This window comes from Klebsiella sp. BIGb0149, from assembly GCF_004362605.1.
Taxonomy (GTDB): Bacteria; Pseudomonadota; Gammaproteobacteria; order Enterobacterales; family Enterobacteriaceae; genus Klebsiella; species Klebsiella terrigena.
On the sequence record NZ_SNYG01000004.1, the window covers coordinates 76,480 to 97,194 of the forward strand.

At 58.7% G+C, this 20,715-nt stretch carries 15 protein-coding genes; 9 read left to right on the top strand and 6 right to left on the bottom strand.

What is annotated here, in order from left to right:
* Nucleotides 1-47: 47 nt before the first annotated feature.
* Nucleotides 48-1,409, bottom strand: coding sequence for a two-component system sensor histidine kinase EnvZ (gene envZ, locus EDF75_RS15360; protein WP_041143014.1), 1,362 nt, complete (start codon nt 1,407-1,409; stop codon nt 48-50).
* Nucleotides 1,406-2,125: an osmolarity response regulator transcription factor OmpR gene (ompR, locus tag EDF75_RS15365; RefSeq protein ID WP_001157751.1), complete on the bottom strand. Its 720-nt coding sequence runs from the start codon at nt 2,123-2,125 to the stop codon at nt 1,406-1,408. Before ompR ends, envZ begins: the two co-directional genes overlap by 4 nt.
* 247 nt (nt 2,126-2,372) lie before the next feature.
* On the opposite strand from ompR, the gene greB reads away from it, so the two are divergent.
* The 5 genes from greB (at nt 2,373) to feoC (ending at nt 8,546) form a co-directional block, all read left to right on the top strand.
* Nucleotides 2,373-2,846 (top strand): transcription elongation factor GreB, encoded by a 474-nt coding sequence (greB, locus tag EDF75_RS15370; RefSeq protein ID WP_133600045.1) that lies wholly within the window; start codon nt 2,373-2,375, stop codon nt 2,844-2,846.
* A 151-nt stretch (nt 2,847-2,997) separates the two neighbouring features.
* Complete coding sequence (locus tag EDF75_RS15375) at nt 2,998-5,325, top strand: Tex family protein (RefSeq protein ID WP_133600046.1); 2,328 nt, start codon at nt 2,998-3,000, stop codon at nt 5,323-5,325.
* Nucleotides 5,326-5,724: 399 nt separating this feature from the next.
* Nucleotides 5,725-5,952: a ferrous iron transporter A gene (gene feoA, locus EDF75_RS15380; protein WP_004868486.1), complete on the top strand. Its 228-nt coding sequence runs from the start codon at nt 5,725-5,727 to the stop codon at nt 5,950-5,952.
* A 29-nt stretch (nt 5,953-5,981) separates the two neighbouring features.
* The gene (feoB, locus tag EDF75_RS15385) at nt 5,982-8,300 is read left to right on the top strand and encodes a Fe(2+) transporter permease subunit FeoB (protein ID WP_133600047.1); all 2,319 of its coding nucleotides are present in this window, start codon (nt 5,982-5,984) and stop codon (nt 8,298-8,300) included.
* 9 nt (nt 8,301-8,309) lie between these two features.
* A complete protein-coding gene (gene feoC, locus EDF75_RS15390; protein ID WP_133600048.1) occupies nt 8,310-8,546 on the top strand; it encodes a [Fe-S]-dependent transcriptional repressor FeoC in 237 nt (78 codons plus the stop codon).
* A 69-nt stretch (nt 8,547-8,615) separates the two neighbouring features.
* On the opposite strand, the gene EDF75_RS15395 is transcribed toward feoC, so the two are convergent.
* A complete protein-coding gene (locus EDF75_RS15395) occupies nt 8,616-8,885 on the bottom strand; it encodes a YdgH/BhsA/McbA-like domain containing protein (RefSeq protein WP_041143019.1) in 270 nt (89 codons plus the stop codon).
* A 110-nt stretch (nt 8,886-8,995) separates the two neighbouring features.
* Nucleotides 8,996-9,778, bottom strand: a complete 783-nt coding sequence (gene bioH / locus EDF75_RS15400) for a pimeloyl-ACP methyl ester esterase BioH (RefSeq protein ID WP_133600049.1) — start codon at nt 9,776-9,778, stop codon at nt 8,996-8,998.
* Between the two features lie 39 nt (nt 9,779-9,817).
* Here bioH and gntX point away from each other — a divergent pair, with 39 nt between their 5' ends.
* The 3 genes from gntX to gntT all read left to right on the top strand — a co-directional run bounded on the left by gntX (nt 9,818) and on the right by gntT (nt 12,794).
* Nucleotides 9,818-10,492: a DNA utilization protein GntX gene (gene gntX, locus EDF75_RS15405; RefSeq protein ID WP_133600050.1), complete on the top strand. Its 675-nt coding sequence runs from the start codon at nt 9,818-9,820 to the stop codon at nt 10,490-10,492.
* Between the two features lie 58 nt (nt 10,493-10,550).
* The gene (gene nfuA / locus EDF75_RS15410) at nt 10,551-11,126 is read left to right on the top strand and encodes a Fe-S biogenesis protein NfuA (RefSeq protein WP_045854024.1); all 576 of its coding nucleotides are present in this window, start codon (nt 10,551-10,553) and stop codon (nt 11,124-11,126) included.
* A gap of 351 nt (nt 11,127-11,477) precedes the next feature.
* Nucleotides 11,478-12,794, top strand: a complete 1,317-nt coding sequence (gene gntT / locus EDF75_RS15415; RefSeq protein WP_133600051.1) for a gluconate transporter — start codon at nt 11,478-11,480, stop codon at nt 12,792-12,794.
* A gap of 101 nt (nt 12,795-12,895) precedes the next feature.
* Here gntT and malQ read toward each other — a convergent pair whose 3' ends face one another.
* Entirely contained in the window at nt 12,896-14,986 is a 2,091-nt protein-coding gene (gene malQ / locus EDF75_RS15420) for a 4-alpha-glucanotransferase (RefSeq protein WP_133600052.1), read from the bottom strand.
* Between the two features lie 10 nt (nt 14,987-14,996).
* Nucleotides 14,997-17,387: a maltodextrin phosphorylase gene (gene malP, locus EDF75_RS15425; protein ID WP_133600053.1), complete on the bottom strand. Its 2,391-nt coding sequence runs from the start codon at nt 17,385-17,387 to the stop codon at nt 14,997-14,999.
* A gap of 621 nt (nt 17,388-18,008) precedes the next feature.
* Here malP and malT point away from each other — a divergent pair.
* A complete protein-coding gene (gene malT / locus EDF75_RS15430) occupies nt 18,009-20,714 on the top strand; it encodes an HTH-type transcriptional regulator MalT (RefSeq protein WP_045854020.1) in 2,706 nt (901 codons plus the stop codon).
* Nucleotide 20,715 lies beyond the last annotated feature (1 nt).

Genomic DNA, 20,715 nt, shown 5'->3' on the forward strand with positions numbered 1-20,715 from the left:
GCCTCGTTGCCCGGCTTCGCGGGCTGACAGCCTGACGTAGCGCGCTATCAGCTCTCTTTGTTCTGTCTCGCCGGCGCGAGGGCGCGGTGGACGGGGATCGGCAGCCATGCGCGAATCAACAGCCCACCCCGCTCGCTGGAACCTATCTCCAGCCGACCGTTATGGTTATCGATAATACGCTGCACGATGGCCAGCCCCAGGCCGGTACCGCTGGTGCTGCGGGCGCTATCGCCGCGCACAAACGGCTGGAACAGGTGCTCGCGCTGCTCCGGCTTGATGCCAGGGCCATCGTCCTCGACCTGGAACCACGCGCTGCTTGCTTCACTTCCGCTGCTGACCTTAATCCAGCCGTTGCCGTAGCGCGCGGCGTTCACCACCATATTGGCCAGCGCGCGCTTGATGGACAGAGGATGGATGCGCAGCGGGATCTCCCCGGCCTGCAGGTCGGTGGCAATTTCGCGCTCATAGCCGCTTTCCGCCGCGATAACCTCACCCAGCACCGAGTTCAGGTCCGCCAGCTCCATCGGCATCTCCTGACCGGTACGCAGATAGTCAATAAACTGCTCGATGATGGCGTTACACTCTTCGATATCTTTATTGATCGACTCGGCGAGGTAACCGTCTTCTGCCGCCATCATCTCCGTCGCCAGACGAATGCGGGTCAGCGGCGTGCGCAGATCGTGGCTAACTCCGGCCATCAGCAGCGTGCGGTCGTCAGCCAGCTGCTTCACGCCCGCGGCCATATGGTTGAAGGCGCGGGTCACCGAGCGAACCTCGGACGCCCCGTACTCCCGCAGCGGCGGCGGAATAATGCCCCGCCCAACCTGCAGCGCCGCATGTTCAAGATCAACCAGCGGCCGGTTCTGAATACGGATAAAGAGCCAGGCGCCGCCAATCGCCAGCAGCATAATCGCCAGGGTATAGCGAAACAGCGGCGAGAAATCGCCCTGATGGATTTCCGTCAGCGGGACGCGCACCCAGATATTCGGAGAGAGCCAGGTTTTCAGCCACACCACCGGCGAGCTTTTGTTGACCTCAACCCGCACTTCGGTTGGCCCGCCGAGCTGGTGCGCCATCTGCTGGCTTAAAAACTCATAGTGCTGCGCCCAGCGCAGACCCGCATCTTCCGCCGCTTCGTTGGAGTAAAGCGAAATGCCCAGCTCCCGATAAATCTCGCGACGAAAGGCCGGAGGCACCACCAGCTGGGTGCCATCCTCGAGCTGCAGCTTATCGGTCATCAGCATACGGACTTCGTAGGCCAGAACCTTATTAAACTGCTGCAGACTCGGCAGGATCGCGAAATTCAGCACCACCAGATAGGTCGTCACCAGGCTGACGAACAGCAGGGTGACAATCAGCAACAGGGTGCGAGCAAACGAACTTCGCGGCGAAAAGCGCACGCGTTTCATGCCTTAGAGCCGTCCGGTACGAAGACGTAGCCAAGGCCCCACACGGTCTGGATATAGCGCGGATGTGCCGGGTCCTCTTCCACCATGCGGCGCAGGCGGGAGATTTGCACATCGATGGAGCGCTCCATCGCCGAGTATTCGCGGCCGCGGGCAAGGTTCATCAGCTTATCGCGGGAGAGCGGCTCGCGCGGGTGGCTCACCAGCGCCTTCAGCACCGCAAACTCACCGCTGGTCAGCGGCATAGGCTCATCTTCACGGAACATCTCGCGGGTGCCGAGGTTAAGCTTGAATTTACCAAAAGCGATAACCGCCTCTTCCTGCGAGGGAGCGCCCGGCAGCTCATTCGCCTGACGGCGCAGCACGGCGCGGATACGCGCCAGCAGCTCGCGCGGGTTGAAGGGTTTGGGAATGTAGTCGTCGGCGCCGATCTCGAGGCCCACGATGCGGTCAACTTCTTCCCCTTTCGCCGTCACCATAATGATCGGCATCGGGTTGCTCTGGCTACGCAGGCGACGGCAGATGGACAGACCATCTTCGCCAGGCAGCATTAAATCCAGCACCATCAGGTGGAAGGACTCGCGGGTCAACAGGCGATCCATCTGTTCAGCGTTGGCTACGCTTCGAACCTGGAAGCCCTGCTCGGTCAGATAACGCTCGAGCAGCGCGCGCAGGCGCATGTCGTCATCGACAACCAGAATCTTATAATTCTCTTGCATTGTTTATACTCCCAAAGGTTCACTGCAATTGTCAGTGCGTATTCTCAAAAAAGCCCGTGCCGGCCACCAGCTAAATCTGGTATATATTCCAGGCTAAATTGTTACAAAGCATATTTAACAGCAGCTTAAGTATACATTTAATCATAAGACACATTATTTATCCTGTCGGTATTATTACGCGCTACGAATTGTGCGCAGCCGCACAGAACCCTGCGCAATACCAGACAGTCAGAAGGTAGAACGATTAATGAAAACGCCGCTGATCACCCGTGAAGGGTATGAAAAACTTAAAAAAGAGATGGACTACCTGTGGCGCGAAGAGCGTCCTGAAGTCACCAAAAAAGTCACCTGGGCGGCAAGTCTCGGCGACCGCAGTGAAAACGCCGACTATCAGTATAATAAAAAACGCCTGCGCGAAATTGACCGCCGGGTACGCTATTTGAGCAAATGTCTTGAGCATCTGAAGATCGTTGATTACTCCCCGCAGCAGGAGGGCAAGGTGTTCTTCGGCGCGTGGGTCGAGATTGAAAACGACAGCGGCGACAGCAAGCGCTTTCGCATCGTCGGCTACGATGAAATCTTCGGCCGCAAAGACTATATCTCGATCGACTCGCCCATGGCCCGCGCCCTGCTGAAAAAAGAGGTCGGCGACCTGGCTACCGTCCAGACGCCCGCCGGCGAAGCCAGCTGGTACGTTAACGACATTGAATACGTCAAATAGGTCCTTGTGCCATCAGGCGATTCTATTTGCCGCTTTGCTCGCGGATCTCTGCCCGGAAGATTCCGAGAGACCTCCGCCGCGACTGGCGTTTTGCGGTGCCAGTCCGTATAACTATCCCCTGATTTTTTGATCCAGTAGATGAAGCCAAGCCATGATGAATGATTCGCTCTGCCGCATTATTGCGGGTGAACTTCAGGCCAGGACTGAACAGGTAGAAGCTGCCGTTCGCCTGCTTGATGAAGGGAACACCGTGCCGTTTATTGCACGTTATCGTAAAGAAGTCACCGGCGGTCTGGATGACACGCAGCTGCGTAATCTGGAAACCCGCCTCGGCTACCTGCGCGAACTGGAAGACCGCCGCCAGTCGATCCTCAAATCGATCGGCGAGCAGGGTAAACTGACCGATGCGCTGGAAAAAGCCATCACCACCACCCTGAGCAAAACCGAGCTCGAAGATCTCTACCTGCCGTATAAGCCAAAGCGCCGCACCCGCGGGCAAATCGCGATCGAAGCCGGGCTGGAGCCGCTGGCGGATCTGCTGTGGAACGAGCCGTCCCACGATCCGGAAGCCGAAGCCGGCAAATTTATCAATGCCGACGGCGGCGTGGCGGATACCAAGGCCGCCCTCGACGGCGCACGCTATATCCTGATGGAGCGCTTCGCTGAAGATGCCGGGCTGCTGGCAAAGGTGCGCGACTATCTGTGGAAGAACGCGCATCTGGTCGCGACCGTGGTCAGCGGGAAAGAAGAGGAAGGCGCGAAGTTCCGCGACTACTTCGATCATCACGAACCGATTTCAACCGTGCCTTCTCACCGCGCGCTGGCGATGTTCCGCGGCCGCAACGAAGGCATCCTGCAGCTGGCCCTGAACGCCGATCCGCAGTTCGACGAGCCGCCGAAAGAGAGCCACTGCGAGCAGATTATTATCAGCCATCTCGGCCTGCGCCTGAACGGCGCGCCGGCCGATAGCTGGCGGAAAGGGGTGGTGAGCTGGACCTGGCGCATCAAGGTCCTGATGCATCTCGAAACCGAGCTGATGGGCACCGTACGCGAACGCGCGGAAGATGAAGCCATTAACGTCTTTGCCCGCAACCTGCACGACCTGCTGATGGCGGCGCCTGCGGGACTGCGCGCGACGATGGGCCTCGATCCTGGCCTGCGTACCGGCGTGAAGGTGGCGGTCGTTGACGGGACCGGCAAGCTGGTCGCCACCGACACCATCTATCCGCATACCGGCCAGGCGGCTAAAGCCGCGGTGGCGGTCGCCGGGCTCTGTCAAAAGCACAACGTTGAGCTGGTCGCTATCGGTAACGGCACCGCATCGCGCGAAACCGAACGCTTCTTCCTCGACGTGCAGCAGCAGTTCCCGAAGGTCACCGCGCAGAAGGTGATCGTCAGCGAAGCGGGGGCGTCGGTTTATTCGGCCTCCGAGCTGGCGGCGCTGGAGTTCCCGGACCTTGACGTTTCCCTGCGCGGCGCCGTCTCTATCGCCCGCCGCCTGCAGGATCCGCTGGCCGAGCTGGTGAAGATCGATCCAAAGTCTATCGGCGTCGGCCAGTACCAGCACGATGTTAGCCAGTCCCAGCTGGCGCGCAAGCTGGATGCGGTAGTTGAGGACTGCGTAAACGCCGTCGGCGTTGACCTGAATACCGCCTCCGTGCCGCTGCTCACCCGCGTCGCCGGGCTGACCCGCATGATGGCGCAGAACATCGTCGCCTGGCGCGATGAAAACGGTCAGTTCCAGAACCGCCAGCAGTTGCTGAAGGTGAGCCGCCTCGGTCCAAAAGCCTTTGAGCAGTGCGCGGGTTTCCTGCGCATCAACCACGGCGATAACCCGCTGGATGCCTCCACCGTTCACCCGGAAGCCTATCCGATCGTTGAGCGGATTCTGGCCGCCACTCAGCAGGCGCTACAAGAGCTGATGGGTAACAGCAGCGAGCTACGCAACCTCAGGGCCAGCGAGTTCACCGATGAGAAATTCGGCGTGCCGACGGTGACCGACATCATCAAAGAGCTGGAAAAACCGGGCCGCGATCCGCGTCCGGAATTCAAAACCGCGAAGTTCGCTGATGGCGTAGAAACCATGAACGATCTGCTGCCGGGCATGGTGCTGGAAGGGGCGGTCACCAACGTCACCAACTTTGGCGCGTTTGTCGATATCGGCGTGCACCAGGATGGCCTGGTGCACATATCATCGCTATCGAACAAGTTCGTTGAAGACCCGCATACCGTGGTCAAAGCGGGTGATATCGTCCAGGTTAAGGTGATGGAAGTTGACCTGCAGCGTAAGCGTATTGCTCTGACGATGCGCCTGGATGAGCAGCCAGGCGAGAGCAACTCGCGCCGCGGCGGCGGCGAGCGCCCGCAGGGTAATCGTCCGCCGGCAAAAGCGGCGAAGCCGCGCGGCCGTGAAGCCCAGTCGAACGGCAATAGCGCGATGATGGACGCGCTGGCAGCAGCAATGGGTAAAAAACGCTAGCCCCTCTTCGCCCCCCGCTTCGGGGGGCAATCTCCCGCCGACAAAGCAGCAATATTGCGTAAACGCTTCACGATAAATTCCAATAATCTGTTAATAAAGGCGAGCGCAAGTCTATTTATTAAATATTCATTTCATTAACCAATGAAACCTCAATTAAACAGTAATGTCAGAATGTAATATTTTATTTATTTACTCCTATCGCACAGACCTTGAGTCATATCAATAAAACAGCGAATTTCCGCGCAAAGTCTATTATTTCGCCCGTTATGTATTGATGATAAAAACTATTCTCATTATCATTATTTGCAGTATCTATTCTTCTTCGTTGGCTATGCTCCCCGGTGCCGCCCAGCGCGCACGGTAAACTCTCGTTCAGTTAGCGATATACAAGTAGGCCCTATGCAATTCACTCCTGATAGCGCTTGGAAAATTACCGGTTTCTCTCGCGATATAAGCCCGGCTTATCGGCAGAAACTGTTATCCCTTGGCATGTTGCCTGGCTCCTCTTTTAACGTGGTACGCGTGGCGCCGCTTGGCGATCCTGTGCATATCGAAACCCGACGCGTGAGCCTGGTATTACGTAAAAAAGATCTCGACCTAATAGAACTGGAAGCGGTTGCACAATAACGCCCGGCCCGGCAACAAGAGTCTGAAATATGAAAAAATTAACCATTGGTTTAATTGGTAATCCTAACTCCGGCAAGACCACGTTATTTAATCAGCTCACCGGCGCCCGCCAGCGCGTGGGGAACTGGGCCGGCGTAACCGTTGAGCGTAAAGAGGGAGCCTTTACCACCACGGATAATCAGGTCACGCTGGTTGATCTGCCCGGTACCTATTCGCTGACCACCATCTCCTCGCAAACCTCGCTGGATGAGCAGATTGCCTGCCACTATATTCTCAGCGGCGACGCAGACCTGCTGATTAACGTCGTGGATGCGTCAAACCTTGAGCGCAACCTCTACCTGACGCTCCAGCTGCTGGAGCTGGGGATCCCCTGCGTCGTTGCCCTGAACATGCTGGATATCGCCGAGAAGCAGAAAATTCGCATCGACGTCGACGCCCTCTCCGCGCGCCTTGGCTGCCCGGTTATCCCGCTGGTGTCGACCCGCGGCCGCGGTATCGAAGCCTTGAAAATGGCTATCGATCGTCATCAGGAAAACAGCGCGATTGAGCTGGTGCACTATCCGCAGCCGCTGCTGCGCGAGGCGGAAAAACTGGCGCAGGCCATGTCCCGCGACATTCCGCAGCGCCAGCGCTGCTGGCTCGGCCTGCAGATGCTGGAAGGCGATATCTACAGCCGCGCCTACGCCGGCAACGCCGCCGATAGGCTCGATGCCGCCCTTGCGAACCTGAGCAAAGAGATTGACGATCCGGCGCTGCATATTGCCGATGCCCGCTACCAGAGCATTGCCGCCATCTGCGATGCGGTCAGCAACACGCTGACCGCCGAGCCGAGCCGATTCACCGCCGCGATGGATAAAATTATCCTCAACCGGGTGCTTGGCTTGCCCATTTTCCTGTTCGTCATGTATCTGATGTTTTTACTGGCCATCAACATCGGCGGCGCGCTGCAGCCGATATTCGACGCCGGATCGGTGGCTATCTTTATCCACGGCATTCAGTGGCTGGGCTATACCCTGCATCTCCCGGAGTGGCTGACCGTGTTCCTCGCTCAGGGGATCGGCGGCGGTATTAACACCGTGCTGCCGCTGGTGCCGCAAATCGGCATGATGTACCTGTTCCTCTCCTTTCTCGAAGACTCCGGCTATATGGCGCGCGCGGCGTTCGTAATGGACCGCCTGATGCAGGCGCTGGGCCTGCCTGGGAAATCCTTCGTGCCGCTGATTGTCGGCTTCGGCTGCAACGTGCCGTCGGTGATGGGCGCGCGTACGCTGGATGCACCCCGCGAGCGCCTGATGACTATCATGATGGCGCCGTTTATGTCCTGCGGCGCGCGGCTGGCTATCTTTGCCGTATTCGCCGCAGCCTTCTTCGGGCAAAACGGCGCGCTGGCGGTCTTCTCGCTGTACCTGCTCGGCATCGTGATGGCAATCCTCACCGGCCTGATGCTCAAGCACACCATTATGCGCGGTGAAGCCTCGCCGTTCGTGATGGAGCTGCCGGTATATCACGTACCGCATATCAAAAGCCTGGTCATCCAGACCTGGCAGCGCCTGAAAGGCTTCGTCCTGCGGGCGGGTAAAGTCATCGTGATCGTCAGCATCTTCCTCAGCGCGCTGAACAGCTTCTCGCTCAACGGCAGGCTGGTGGATAACATTAACGACTCGGCGCTGGCGTCGGTCAGCCGGGTCATCACCCCGCTGTTTAAGCCGATTGGCATTCATGAAGACAACTGGCAGGCGACCGTCGGGCTGTTTACCGGCGCAATGGCCAAAGAGGTGGTCGTCGGCACGTTAAACACGCTTTACACCGCCGAAAACATTCAGAATGAAGCCTTTAATCCTCAGGAATTCCACCTCGGCGACGAGCTGCTGGCGGCGGCGGATGAAACCTGGCAGAGCCTGAAAGACACCTTCAGCCTCAGCGTGCTGGCGAACCCGATTGAAGCCAGCAAGGGCGATGGCGAAATGGCAACCGGCGCCATGGGCGTGATGAGCAGCAAATTTGGCAGCACCGCCGCGGCGTACAGCTATCTGATTTTCGTCCTGCTCTATATTCCGTGTATCTCGGTGATGGGCGCCGTCGCTCGCGAATCAAGCCGCGGCTGGATGTCGTTCTCCATCCTGTGGGGGCTGAATATCGCCTTCTCACTCTCCACGCTCTACTATCAAACCGTGAGCTTTAGCCAGCACCCGCGCTACAGCCTGGTGTGCATCCTCGCCGTCGTGCTGTTCAACGTCGTGCTCTTTGGCCTGCTCCGTCGCGCGCGCAGCCGGGTCGACATCTCGCTGCTGGCAACGCGTAAAACGCCGTCGTCATGCTGCCAGAGCCCGGCCGGCGATTGCCACTAAGGAGCGATGATGGCGTCGTTAATTGAAGTACGCGATATGCTGGCACTGCAGGGGCGGATGGAGGCCGCGCAGCTCAGCGCCCGCCTGCACGCGCCGCAGCCGCTGGTTGACGCGATGCTGGGCCGGCTCGAAGCCATGGGCAAGGTTCAGCGGGTAGCCCAGGACCCAGAGGGATGCCTCTCCGGCAGCTGCAAAAGCTGCCCGGAAGGAAAGGCCTGCTTAACGGAATGGTGGTCGCTGCGTTGACGGTGTGTACAGAGTAAGCACGGGCCGCCGTCGGCGGGGAGAAGCGGGTCCTCGGACCCGCCAGGCGAATTATTTGTAGACGTCTGCGTTAGCGTGAACCGTTTTTTCGTTTTTGTTACCGGCAATCACCACGAAGTATTTACCGCCGAGCTCATCCGCCTTTTTCGACAGATCGCGCTTCGCATCCATCGGCGAGGTCGTTTTAGAGGTGGTGATGCTGCCGACTTTGGTCAGATTCATCGTCGCGACCTCATCTTTCTGAATTTCTTTCGCTGCGAACGCGCCAAACGACAGACTGCCAATCACCAGAGATGTCAAAATACCCGTAATAAGTTTCATAGCCTCTACTCTCCATTAGGTTGTTTTTTTAGGCCGCCGAGATGAAATGAAATAATCATCTGCCGCAACAATCTAAGTATTGCTATGCCCCGGATTTTTACCACGTTCTGCTAAAAATAATTCCTCAGCCGGTTTTTTAACGCCAGCAGCGGCTGGCAGAAGTCGTGTGGATGCGAGATAAACGGCGCATGGGCCGCCTTGTCGAAGACGATGGATTCACTCTTTTCCCACATTGTATCAAGAAGGGGGACGATTTTGCGCGGCACCAGGCCGTCCAGGCGACCGTACAGCCGCAGGAACGGCATCGGCAGCGCCGCCAGCGGCTGGCGCAAATCGGCAGTTTTCAGGATTTCGAGCCCGCCGTTCAGAACCGCTATCGACGGCATCGGTAGCGACAGGACGGTGCTTTTCAGCGCCCGGGCATCCTGGCGCGCGCTTTCGGTTCCCATCGTTTGCAGGGCCAGAAAACGCTCGACGGTGCGCTGAAAATCATCGCTGAGCTGCTGCTGAAAACCGCTCAGCACTTCCGGCTTAATACCCGGCCAGTCGTCGTGCGCGCTGAAGCTCGGGGAAGAGGCGACGGTAACCAGCGCCAGCACGCGCTGAGGATGCCGTAAGGCTATCTGGCTTGCCACCAGGCCCCCCAGGCTCCAGCCCAGCCAGATGGCCTGCTCGGGGGCTTTTGCCAGCACCTGCTGCGCCATCTCCTCCAGCGACAGCGCGCCGAAGCCGCTGCTGCGACCATAGCCCGGCAGGTCAACCACGTGCAGCGTGAAGTGCGAAGCCAGCTGCGGCGTAATGCAATCCCACACCCCGGCATTCAGCCCCCATCCGTGCAGCAGCACAAGATGACACTTCCCTTCGCCCACGGTTTGCCACCAGATGTCGTTCATCAGCTATTGTTCTCTTTTCACCAGATATCAGGGGGAAATATGCTAACAGCACACGGCTTATGCTGGCTATGCCAAATGCCGCTGGCCATAGCCAGCTGGGGATTCTGCTCCCGCTGCAGCGCATCGCTTGCCACCCGTCAGCCCCGATGCCCGCGCTGCGGACTGCCCGCCGGCACCGGCACCGTCCCCTGCGGTCGCTGCATCCAGGATCCTCCGCCGTGGCAGCGGCTGGTGGCCGTCAGCGACTACCTTCCGCCGCTCAGCGGCCTGATCCACCAGTTGAAATTTACCCGCCGCCCGGAGCTGGCCCCGGCGCTGGCTCGCCTGCTGCTGCTGCGTATCCGCCAGAGCGAAGGCCTGCCCCCTGCGGACAGGATTGTCGGCGTCCCGTTGTGGCAGCGGCGGCAATGGCGGCGAGGTTTTAACCACAGCGATCTGCTGTGCCGCCCTCTGGCCCGCTGGACGCGCGCCGCCTGGCGCAGCGACGCGCTGCGGCGCAGCCGTCCTACTGCAACTCAGCATCAGCTCACCGCGAGGCTGCGCAAGCGGAACCTGAAAAATGCGTTTCAGCTTGAATTATCGGTTCGGGGTCACCATATCGCCATTGTGGATGATGTCGTCACAACCGGAAGCACCGTCGCCGAGATATCCCGCCTGCTTTTGCGAAACGGTGCCGCGACGGTTCAGGTATGGTGTATATGCCGTACCTTGTAGACCCCTGCTGATGGGCGTATAATAACCCAGTGAAATAGTCAACTATTAGGCCAACGCTATGATCCGTATTTCCGATGCTGCACAAGCGCACTTTGCCAAACTGCTGGTAAATCAGGAAGAAGGGACACAAATTCGCGTATTTGTGATTAATCCCGGCACCCCAAACGCTGAGTGCGGCGTATCCTACTGCCCACCGGATGCGGTGGAAGACACCGACACGACGCTGAAGTTTGAGCAGCTGACCGCGTACGTCGACGAACTCAGCGCGCCGTATCTGGAAGATGCTGAAATCGACTTCGTGACCGATCAGCTTGGCTCCCAGCTGACGCTGAAAGCGCCAAACGCCAAGATGCGTAAAGTGTCCGACGACGCGCCGCTGATGGAACGCGTTGAATATATGCTGCAGTCGCAGATCAACCCGCAGCTGGCAGGCCACGGTGGTCGCGTTACGCTGATGGAAATCACCGAAGACAACCTGGCGATTCTGCAATTCGGCGGCGGCTGTAACGGCTGCTCGATGGTCGATGTGACCCTGAAGGAAGGGATCGAGAAGCAGCTGCTGAACGAATTCCCGGACCTGAAAGGCGTGCGCGATCTGACCGAGCATCAGCGCGGCGAGCACTCCTACTACTAAGCCGTCCGCCATACCGCACTCCCCAGCCCGGCCGTACTTTTGCTGCCGGGCCGCCCCCTCCTGATGTTACTCCGCCCGCTTTATCGCTAGTCGCACATGCAAAAAACCCGGGAAAGAGTATGACTTAAGTCTCATATTTAAAATATTCACCGCCAGGGTGATTCTCAACCTTCATATGTTACCCGTATCATCTCCCTCAGGCTCCGCTGCTATAAAAATAGCCAGCTATCCTTTCTTATAAGAAGTGATAGTCGATTTTATGGCGCCATACAGTTTGTATCCCCGCCCGGAGCAAACGGAACAAGATTGAAGTTTTACGTTACCCATAACAAATGAAAGGCCAGGTAAATTATGCCATTAGTCATCGTTGCTATCGGGGTCGCCCTGTTATTACTGCTGATGATCCGCTTCAAAATGAACGGCTTCATCGCTTTGATTCTGGTGGCGCTCGCCGTCGGACTTATGCAGGGCATGCCTCTGGATAAAGTCATCGTATCCATCAAAAACGGCGTCGGGGGCACCCTCGGCAGCCTCGCGCTGATCATGGGCTTCGGCGCAATGCTCGGCAAGCTGCTGGCAGACTGCGGCGGCGCGCAGCGAATTGCCACCACGCTTATCGCTAAATTTGGCAAAAAGCATATCCAGTGGGCGGTCGTTCTGACCGGCTTCACCGTCGGCTTCGCGCTGTTCTATGAAGTGGGCTTCGTCCTTATGCTGCCGCTGGTATTCACCATCGCCGCATCTGCCCGCATCCCGCTGCTGTACGTTGGCGTGCCGATGGCGGCCGCGCTCTCCGTGACCCACGGCTTCCTGCCGCCGCACCCGGGCCCGACGGCGATCGCCACTATCTTCCACGCCGATATGGGTAAAACCCTGCTGTACGGTACGCTGCTGGCAATCCCGACCGTAATTCTTGCCGGCCCGGTCTTCGCCCGCTTCCTGAAAAACATCGATAAGCCGATTCCAGAAGGCCTGCACAACCCGAAGACCTTCACTGAAGAAGAGATGCCGGGCTTTGGCGTCAGCGTCTGGACCTCTCTGGTGCCGGTGGTGCTGATGGCGATGCGTGCCGTTGCCGAAATGCTGCTGCCGAAAGGCCATGCGTTCCTCAGATACGCCGAGTTCTTTGGTGACCCGGTGATGGCAACGCTGATCGCCGTTCTGATTGCCCTGTTTACCTTTGGCCTCAACCGCGGCCGCTCGATGGAACAGATCAACGAAACGCTGACCTCGTCCATTAAAATCATCGCCATGATGCTGCTGATTATCGGCGGCGGCGGCGCCTTTAAGCAGGTTCTGGTTGATAGCGGCATGGATAAGTACATCGCCTCGATGATGCATGGTTCCAGCATGTCTCCGCTGTTTATGGCGTGGTCAATTGCGGCGGTTCTGCGTATTGCGCTGGGTTCGGCGACCGTTGCGGCAATTACCGCGGGCGGTATTGCGGCTCCGCTGATCGCTACCACCGGCGTCAGCCCGGAGCTGATGGTTATCGCCGTGGGCTCCGGCAGCGTGATTTTCTCTCACGTCAACGACCCGGGATTCTGGCTGTTCAAGGAGTACTTCAACCTGACCATCGGCGAGACCATTAGATCGTGGTCGATGCTGGAAACGATTATCTCGGTCTGCGGCCTGATCGGCTGTCTGCTGCTGGGAATGGTCGTGTAAGGATCAATTAAGCATAAAAAAGGCCGGGTATGCGTGATGCTACCCGGCCTTTTTATTTATCGTTTTGGCCGCTTCCCCGCCGCCGGGGAAGCGCTAGCTCATTACGGTTTCTTCTTTGCTGCCGCCCTGCGGCGCTTGTCTAAATCCTTGAGCAGCTTATTGACCTGCGCATCGGCAAACATCTGCTCGAGCGAAGTCGACAGCTTGCGCCGCCAGTTCGGATACTCGGTGCTGGTACCCGGAATGTTAACCGGCGCAGCCATCTCCAGCCAGTCCTCCGGCTGCAGGCCCAGCAGCGCGCTGTTGCTGTCGGCGATGTAGCGCTGCATCCCGCGGTTGAGGGTTGAGGTCATCGTCATCAGCGACGCGTTATGCCCGGCGCGCTTAGGCAGACAGCCGTACTTATGCAGCGCATCCAGCAGCCCCTGCTTCGCCAGCTCCCGGTCCTGATATAGCCCGCGCAGCACCACTTCATCCGGATAGAGTCCCAGAGATTTGCCGAGCGTCAGGTCTCCGCTTTCCCAGTAGCCGCGCAGCGTTGGCAGGTCATGCGTTGTTGCCACAGCCATTGATTGTTCCGGATACGTCTGCGGCGCACGGAACGTTTTCTCATTGTCATTTTCAAAATAGAGCACTTTGTAGGAGTAGACGCCGCTCTTACGCAGCTTGCTGACAATTTCCACCGGCACGGTACCCAGATCTTCACCGATCACCATGCAGCTATGGCGCTTACTCTCCAGCGCCAGAATAGACAGCAGATCGTCTACCGGATACTGAACGTAGGCCCCGTGATCGGCGGTTTCGCCGTACGGGATCCACCACAGGCGCAGCACCGACATCACGTGGTCGATACGCAGAGCGCCGCAGTTTTGCATGTTGGCGCGCAGCAGCTCGATAAACGGCTCGTAGGCGCGGGCGACGATGATGTGCGGATCCATCGGCGGCAGGCCCCAGTTTTGCCCGAGCGGGCCCAGAATATCCGGCGGAGCTCCTACCGAGGCTTTCAGGCAGTAAAGCTCGCGATCGCACCAGGTCTCAGACCCGCCTTCCGCTACGCCAACCGCCAGATCGCGATAGAGGCCAATCGGCATCGCATCGCGCTGGCTGGTGTGCCAGCAGGTGGCAAACTGCGAACAGGCCAGCCACTGCAGCCAGAGGTAAAAATCCACCTCATCAGCGTGTTCAGAACAGAACGCTTTCACCTCCGGGCTGGAGATATCCTGGTACGCCTTTGGCCAGGCCGGCCAGCCCCAGCGCAGCGGATCCTGCTGGACCTGCCGCGCGTGCAGCGCATCGAACGCCGCCTGCCAGTAGAGGCTTTCCCCTTCGCGCTGAACGAACTGACGGAACTCCGTCATCGCCTCATCGCTGCGGGCAGAGAAGCCTTTCCAGGCCATGCGCAGCGCGGTCATTTTCAACGCCGTGACGGCGGTGTAGTCAACATCATCCGTCTGCCGCGCCGCCCGTAAAGCCTGCTGGGTCGCCGGCAGCTGCCACCACGCCTGCGCCTCTTTGCTCAGGCGGAAATCTTCGACCGCGTTAACGTCGATATAGATAACGTTCAGCCAGCGGCGCGAGGAGGGGCTGTACGGGCTGGCGCTTTCCGGGTTGGCCGGATAGAGCGCATGAATCGGGTTGAGGCCAATAAACGCCCCGCCTCGCTGAGCGATTTCCGGCAGCATCGCGCGCAGGTCGCCGAAGTCGCCAATCCCCCAGTTTTTTTCCGAACGCAGCGTATACAGCTGCACGCAGGCGCCCCACAGCTTCTGCCCCTCTTTCAGGGCCTGCGGCTCGTAGCAGCGCACCGGGGCGACAATCGCCCGACAGTGCCAGCGATCACCGTTCCGGGTGAGCGTCAGGGTATGGTAGCCTTCCGGCAGTTTGGTCGGCAGCGACAGCGTGTCGCCACCTTTTACCTGCCCCTGATACTGCTTCCCTTCTTCGGTGGTCAGGATCCAGTGAAACTCACCGTGTCCGGCCACCGGCAGCGACATTTTTTTGCCGTGGGTGAAAACCTGTACGTTCGGCAGCGGATTAACCGCCGCCTTCGCGACGGTGGTCGTACGATGCATCGCATCAAGCAGACGCTGCTTGGTCACCGCGGCAATCGACTGCGGCTTGCCGTGCGCGTTGATGTAGCTCGGGCTGATCCCCGCCGCTAGCGCGGCGTTATCAAGGCGTTTCGTCTCCATAGGCCTGTCCTTAGCGTTTTGCCTGCCAGATACGTTGCTGATAATCGCGAATTGAGCGATCGGAGCTGAACATGCCGCAGCGGGCGGTATTCAGGATCGTTGCCCGGGTCCAGGCTTCCTGGTCACGGTAGAGCTCATCCACCTGCTTCTGCGCGGCCACATAGGTCGCGAAGTCAGCCAGCACCAGGTACGGGTCGCCGCCTTTGAGCAGGCTATGCAGCATCTGGTCAAACGCGTGCTTATCGCCGCCGCTGTACTTACCGCTTTCCAGTTCTTTCAGCACCGCGTCCAGAAGCTTGTCTTTCTTACGCCATTTCAGCGGATCGTAGCCTTTGGCCTTCAGCGCCTTAACTTCTTCCACGGTATTACCGAAGATAAAGATGTTCTCCTCGCCCACCTGCTCGGCGATTTCAACGTTCGCGCCGTCCAGCGTGCCGACGGTCAGCGCGCCGTTCAGCGCCAGCTTCATGTTGCCGGTACCGGAGGCTTCTTTCCCCGCCGTCGAGATCTGTTCAGAGATGTCCGCCGCCGGGATCAGCATTTCCGCGGCCGACACGCAGTAGTCCGGCAGGAAGACCACCTTCAGCTTATCGCCAACCAGCGGATCGCTGTTGACGGCCTGCGCCACCTTGTTGATAGCGAAAATGATATTCTTCGCCAGGTAGTAGCCCGGTGCCGCCTTCGCGCCGAACAGGAACACGCGCGGTACGCGGTCGGCCTGCGGGTTTTCGCGAATCTCTTTATACTGCGCCAGGATATTCAGCAGGTTGAGGTGCTGACGTTTGTACTCATGCAGGCGCTTAATCTGGATATCAAAAATCGCCTGCGGGTTAATGTCGATCCCGGTACGCGCCTTCACAAACTCGGCGAGGCGAACCTTGTTGGCCTGCTTAATCTCGCGATAGCTCTGGCGGAACGCCGCATCATCCGCGTACTTTTCCAGGTTAATCAGCTGGTCGAGATCGTTCGCCCACTCTTTTTTCAGCGATTTATCGAGCAGCGCGGCCAGGGCCGGGTTGCACTGTTTGATCCAGCGGCGCGGCGTGATGCCGTTGGTCACGTTGTGGAACTTGTTCGGCCACAGCTGGTGATATTCCGGGAACAGATCCTTCACCACCAGCTCGGAGTGCAGCGCGGCCACGCCGTTTACCGCAAAACCGCTGACCACGCACATGTTCGCCATGCGAACCTGCTTGTCATGCACCACCGCCAGCTTAGCCCATACCTGCTCGTCGCCGGGCCAGGTTTTCTCCACCAGCGTCTTAAAGCGGGCGTTAATCTCTTTGATAATCTGCATATGGCGCGGCAGCAGCGCTTTGACCAGCTTCTCGTCCCAGCACTCCAGCGCTTCAGGCATCAGCGTGTGGTTGGTGTAGGCGAAGGTTTTACTGGTGATTGCCCACGCGTCGTCCCAGCTCAGCTGGTGCTCGTCGATCAGCACCCGCAGCAGTTCAGGGATCGCAATCGTCGGGTGGGTATCGTTCAGCTGAATAACTTCATAATCCGCCAGCTCGGCCAGCTTACGGCCCGCCAGGTGATGGCGACGCAGAATATCGGCAACCGAGCAGGCGCACTGGAAGTACTGCTGCATCAGGCGCAGCTTTTTCCCGGCCTGGTGGTTGTCGTTCGGATAGAGCACCTTGGTCAGCTTTTCCGCGTCGATGCCCTGCTGCTCGGCGCGCAGGAAATCGCCGTCGTTAAATTTGGTCAGGTTGAACGGATGCGCGTGCTTAGCCTGCCACAGGCGCAGCGGCTGCGCGACGTTGTTGCGATAGCCCAGCACCGGCAGATCCCAGGCTTCACCGGTAATCACGAACGCCGGCTGCCAAAGCCCGTTTTTCGAGACCTTGCCGCCTAACCCTACCTGCACGTCGAGCTGCTCGTTGTGGCGGAACCACGGATAGCTGCTGCGTCCCCAGTCATCCGGCGCTTCCGCCTGCTGGCCGTCGTCGAAAGACTGACGGAACAGGCCGTACTGATAGTTCAGGCCATAGCCGGTTGCCGACTGGCCGACGGTGGCCATCGAATCCAGGAAGCACGCCGCCAGGCGACCCAGACCGCCGTTACCCAGGCCCGGATCGATCTCCTCTTCCAGCAGGTCAGTCAGGTGAACGTCGTGCGCCTTCAGCTCGTCGCTCACCCCTTGATACCAGCCAAGGTTAAGCAGGTTGTTGCCGGTCAGACGCCCGATTAAAAACTCCATCGAAATGTAGTTAACGTGGCGCTGGCCTTCGGCAGGCATGGCCGCCGGCTGAGCCGCCAGCAGCTCGGCTAACGCGCCGCTCACGGCACGCCACCACTGACGCTGGGTCATCTCAGAAGCGGACTGTAGGCCAAAATGCTGCCACTGACGCGTCAGTGCAGCCTGAAACCGATCTTTGTTAAAAGAAGTCTGTGACATAAGAAATCCGGGTCCTTTACTAAAACGTTAGCGTTAGTGTGCCGACCTCCCGGGGTAACGTCCTCATCCCGGCAGGGATTAGGCAGGGAGGAGTAGCAGGGATGAGCGAAAAGTGTGATCGCGGCCACTATAACGTTAGCCTCCCGCTAAAAAGATGCTGCAAAATTCACCGCTTCGAAACAATATACCGTTCAATTACCGTGCTAACAGATTTGTTACAGGCCAATACCGCACGGATGAATAAAAAAGGCCCTGCTAATTATCTGTAAATAACAATTAGGCCTGCAGCAAAATAAACATGTTTGATGATGTAAATACGTCAAAGAGATTACTTATCAGAATTAACTGACATTAACTTAATAAAAACAAACAACTACAAAAAATGGGAATAAAAGTGATTTCCTGGTAGGCGGAAGTGAGGCAAACCCAGACGGCATGCACACTGGTACCGGTTTTAGGATGCTGACGATCTTATTGAGAATTTGTGACACGGTGCAAATTCAAGAGCATAAAATTCGGACATAACTTGCAATAACTTTCATTATCGCCGACCTTATTAGGTATTAATTACGAAGCGCAAAAAAAATCGCACCCCTCTCTTGCACAGCGAAATGTTGAACTATGTTGATTCCGTCTAAATTAAGTCGCCCAGTCCGCCTTGAACACACCGTGGTTCGCGAACGATTGCTGGCGAAACTTTCCGGCGCGAACAATTATCGTCTCGCGCTGGTCACCAGCCCCGCCGGGTACGGCAAGACCACGCTCATTTCTCAGTGGGCGGCAGGAAAAAATGAGCTCGGGTGGTTCTCGCTGGATGAAGGCGATAACCAGCAGGAGCGTTTTGCCAGCTATCTGATCGCCTCTATTCAACAGGCGACCGGGGGCCACTGCGTGGCCAGCGAAACGATGGTGCAAAAGCGCCAGTATGCCAGCCTGCCCTCGCTGTTTGCCCAGCTGTTCATCGAGCTTGCCGAGTGGCAGCGTCCGCTATTCCTGGTCATCGACGATTATCATCTGATCAATAACCCGGTGATCCACGACGCCATGCGCTTCTTCCTGCGCCACCAGCCGGAAAACCTGACGCTGGTCGTCCTGTCGCGTAACCTGCCGCAGCTGGGCATTGCCAACCTGCGCGTGCGCGATCAGCTGCTGGAGATTGGCAGCCAGCAGCTGGCCTTTACCCACCAGGAAGCAAAACAATTTTTCGACTGTCGCCTGGCCTCACCGATTGAGGCCGAAGATAGCAGCAGGCTGTGTGACGACGTCGCCGGCTGGGCAACGGCCCTCCAGCTCATCGCCCTCTCCGCGCGCCAGAATAACTCCTCCGCCCAGCACTCCGCCCGCCGCCTCGCCGGCATTAACGCCAGCCACCTTTCCGACTACCTCGTCGATGAGGTGCTGGACAACGTCGACGCGCGCACCCGTAACGTGCTGCTAAAAAGCTCGCTGCTGCGCTCGATGAACGATGCGCTCATCGTTCGCGTTACCGGCGAAGAGAACGGCCAGATGCAGCTGGAAGAGATCGAACGCCAGGGGCTGTTCATGCAGCGCATGGACGATTCCGGCGAGTGGTTCCGCTACCATCCGCTGTTCGGCAACTTCCTGCGCCAGCGCTGTCAGTGGGAGCTGGCGACCGAGCTGCCCGAAATTCACCGCTGTGCGGCGGAAGGCTGGATGGCGCAGGGCTTCCCCAGCGAAGCGATCCACCACGCGCTGGCGGCCGGCGATGCCAAAATGCTGCGCGACATTTTACTGAATCACGCCTGGGGCATGTTCAACCACAGCGAGCTGGGGCTGCTCGAGCAGTCGCTGGCGGCGCTGCCGTGGTCAAACCTGCTGGAAAACCCGCGGCTGATCCTGCTGCAGGCCTGGCTGATGCAGAGCCAGCACCGCTACAGCGAAGTGAACACCCTGCTGGCCCGCGCCGAGCAGGAGATGGACGCGGAGATGGATATCGCCATGCACGGCGACTTTAACGCCCTGCGCGCGCAGGTCGCCATTAACGCCGGCGATCAGGAAGAAGCCGAACGCCTGGCGATGGTAGCCTTAGAAGAGCTGCCGCTGGCAAGCTACTACAGCCGCATCGTCGCCACCTCGGTGCACGGCGAAGTGCTGCACTGCAAGGGCCAGCTGAGCAAATCGCTGGCGGTGATGCAGCAGACCGAGCAGATGGCGCGTCGCCACGATATCTGGCACTACGCCCTGTGGAGCATGATCCAGCAGAGCGAGATTCTCTTTGCCCAGGGCTTCCTGCAGGCGGCGTGGGAAATTCAGGAGAAGGCCTTCCAGCTCATCCGCGACCAGCATCTCGAGCAGCTGCCGATGCACGAATTCCTGCTGCGCATTCGCGCGCAGCTGCTGTGGGCCTGGGCGCGGCTGGATGAAGCCGAGGCCTCTGCGCGCGGCGGGATGGACGTCCTTTCAACCTATCAACCGCAGCAGCAGCTGCAGTGCCTGGCGCTAATGGTGCAGTGCTCGCTGGCGCGCGGGGATTTAGATAATGCCCGCAGCCACCTGAACCGGCTGGAAAACCTGCTCGGCAACGGCCACTATCACAGCGACTGGGTGTCAAATGCCGACAAGGTGCGGGTGATCTACTGGCAGATGATCGGCGATAAAGCCGCGGCGGCCAACTGGCTGCGCCAGACGCCGAAGCCCGAGTTTGCCAATAACCACTTCCTGCAGAGCCAGTGGCGCAACATCGCCAGGGCGCAAATCCTGCTCGGTGATTTCGATTCCGCCGAAATGGTGCTGGAAGAGCTCAATGAAAACGCGCGTTCGCTGCGCCTGATGAGCGATATTAACCGCAACCTGCTGCTGCTCAACCAGCTCTACTGGCAGGCGGGACGTAAGAGCGAGGCGCAAAAAGTCCTGCTGGAAGCGCTCACGCTCGCCAACCGCACCGGATTTATCAATCACTTTGTTATCGAAGGCGAGGCCATGGCCCAGCAGCTGCGCCAGCTTATTCAGCTTAATACGCTGCCGGAGCTGGAGCAGCATCGCGCTCAGCGCATTCTGCGCGATATCAACCAGCACCATCGCCACAAGTTTGCCCACTTCGATGAGGGCTTTGTCGAACGGCTGCTCAACCACCCGGAAGTCCCGGAGCTTATCCGCACCAGCCCGCTGACCCAGCGCGAATGGCAGGTGCTCGGCCTGATCTATTCCGGCTACAGCAACGAGCAGATCGCCGGCGAGCTTGACGTCGCGGCAACGACCATTAAAACGCACATTCGCAATCTGTATCAGAAGCTCGGGGTCGCGCACCGCCAGGATGCCGTTCAGCACGCCCAGCGGTTGCTTAAAATGATGGGATACGGCGTCTGAC

Excerpts from the sequence above, each read along its gene's own strand:
- envZ (WP_041143014.1), bottom strand. The coding sequence starts at position 1,409 with ATGAAACGCGTGCGCTTTTCGCCGCGAAGTTCGTTTGCTCGCACCCTG.
- ompR (WP_001157751.1), bottom strand. The coding sequence starts at position 2,125 with ATGCAAGAGAATTATAAGATTCTGGTTGTCGATGACGACATGCGCCTG.
- greB (WP_133600045.1), top strand. The coding sequence starts at position 2,373 with ATGAAAACGCCGCTGATCACCCGTGAAGGGTATGAAAAACTTAAAAAA.
- EDF75_RS15375 (WP_133600046.1), top strand. The coding sequence starts at position 2,998 with ATGATGAATGATTCGCTCTGCCGCATTATTGCGGGTGAACTTCAGGCC.
- feoA (WP_004868486.1), top strand. The coding sequence starts at position 5,725 with ATGCAATTCACTCCTGATAGCGCTTGGAAAATTACCGGTTTCTCTCGC.
- feoB (WP_133600047.1), top strand. The coding sequence starts at position 5,982 with ATGAAAAAATTAACCATTGGTTTAATTGGTAATCCTAACTCCGGCAAG.
- feoC (WP_133600048.1), top strand. The coding sequence starts at position 8,310 with ATGGCGTCGTTAATTGAAGTACGCGATATGCTGGCACTGCAGGGGCGG.
- EDF75_RS15395 (WP_041143019.1), bottom strand. The coding sequence starts at position 8,885 with ATGAAACTTATTACGGGTATTTTGACATCTCTGGTGATTGGCAGTCTG.
- bioH (WP_133600049.1), bottom strand. The coding sequence starts at position 9,778 with ATGAACGACATCTGGTGGCAAACCGTGGGCGAAGGGAAGTGTCATCTT.
- gntX (WP_133600050.1), top strand. The coding sequence starts at position 9,818 with ATGCTAACAGCACACGGCTTATGCTGGCTATGCCAAATGCCGCTGGCC.
- nfuA (WP_045854024.1), top strand. The coding sequence starts at position 10,551 with ATGATCCGTATTTCCGATGCTGCACAAGCGCACTTTGCCAAACTGCTG.
- gntT (WP_133600051.1), top strand. The coding sequence starts at position 11,478 with ATGCCATTAGTCATCGTTGCTATCGGGGTCGCCCTGTTATTACTGCTG.
- malQ (WP_133600052.1), bottom strand. The coding sequence starts at position 14,986 with ATGGAGACGAAACGCCTTGATAACGCCGCGCTAGCGGCGGGGATCAGC.
- malP (WP_133600053.1), bottom strand. The coding sequence starts at position 17,387 with ATGTCACAGACTTCTTTTAACAAAGATCGGTTTCAGGCTGCACTGACG.
- malT (WP_045854020.1), top strand. The coding sequence starts at position 18,009 with ATGTTGATTCCGTCTAAATTAAGTCGCCCAGTCCGCCTTGAACACACC.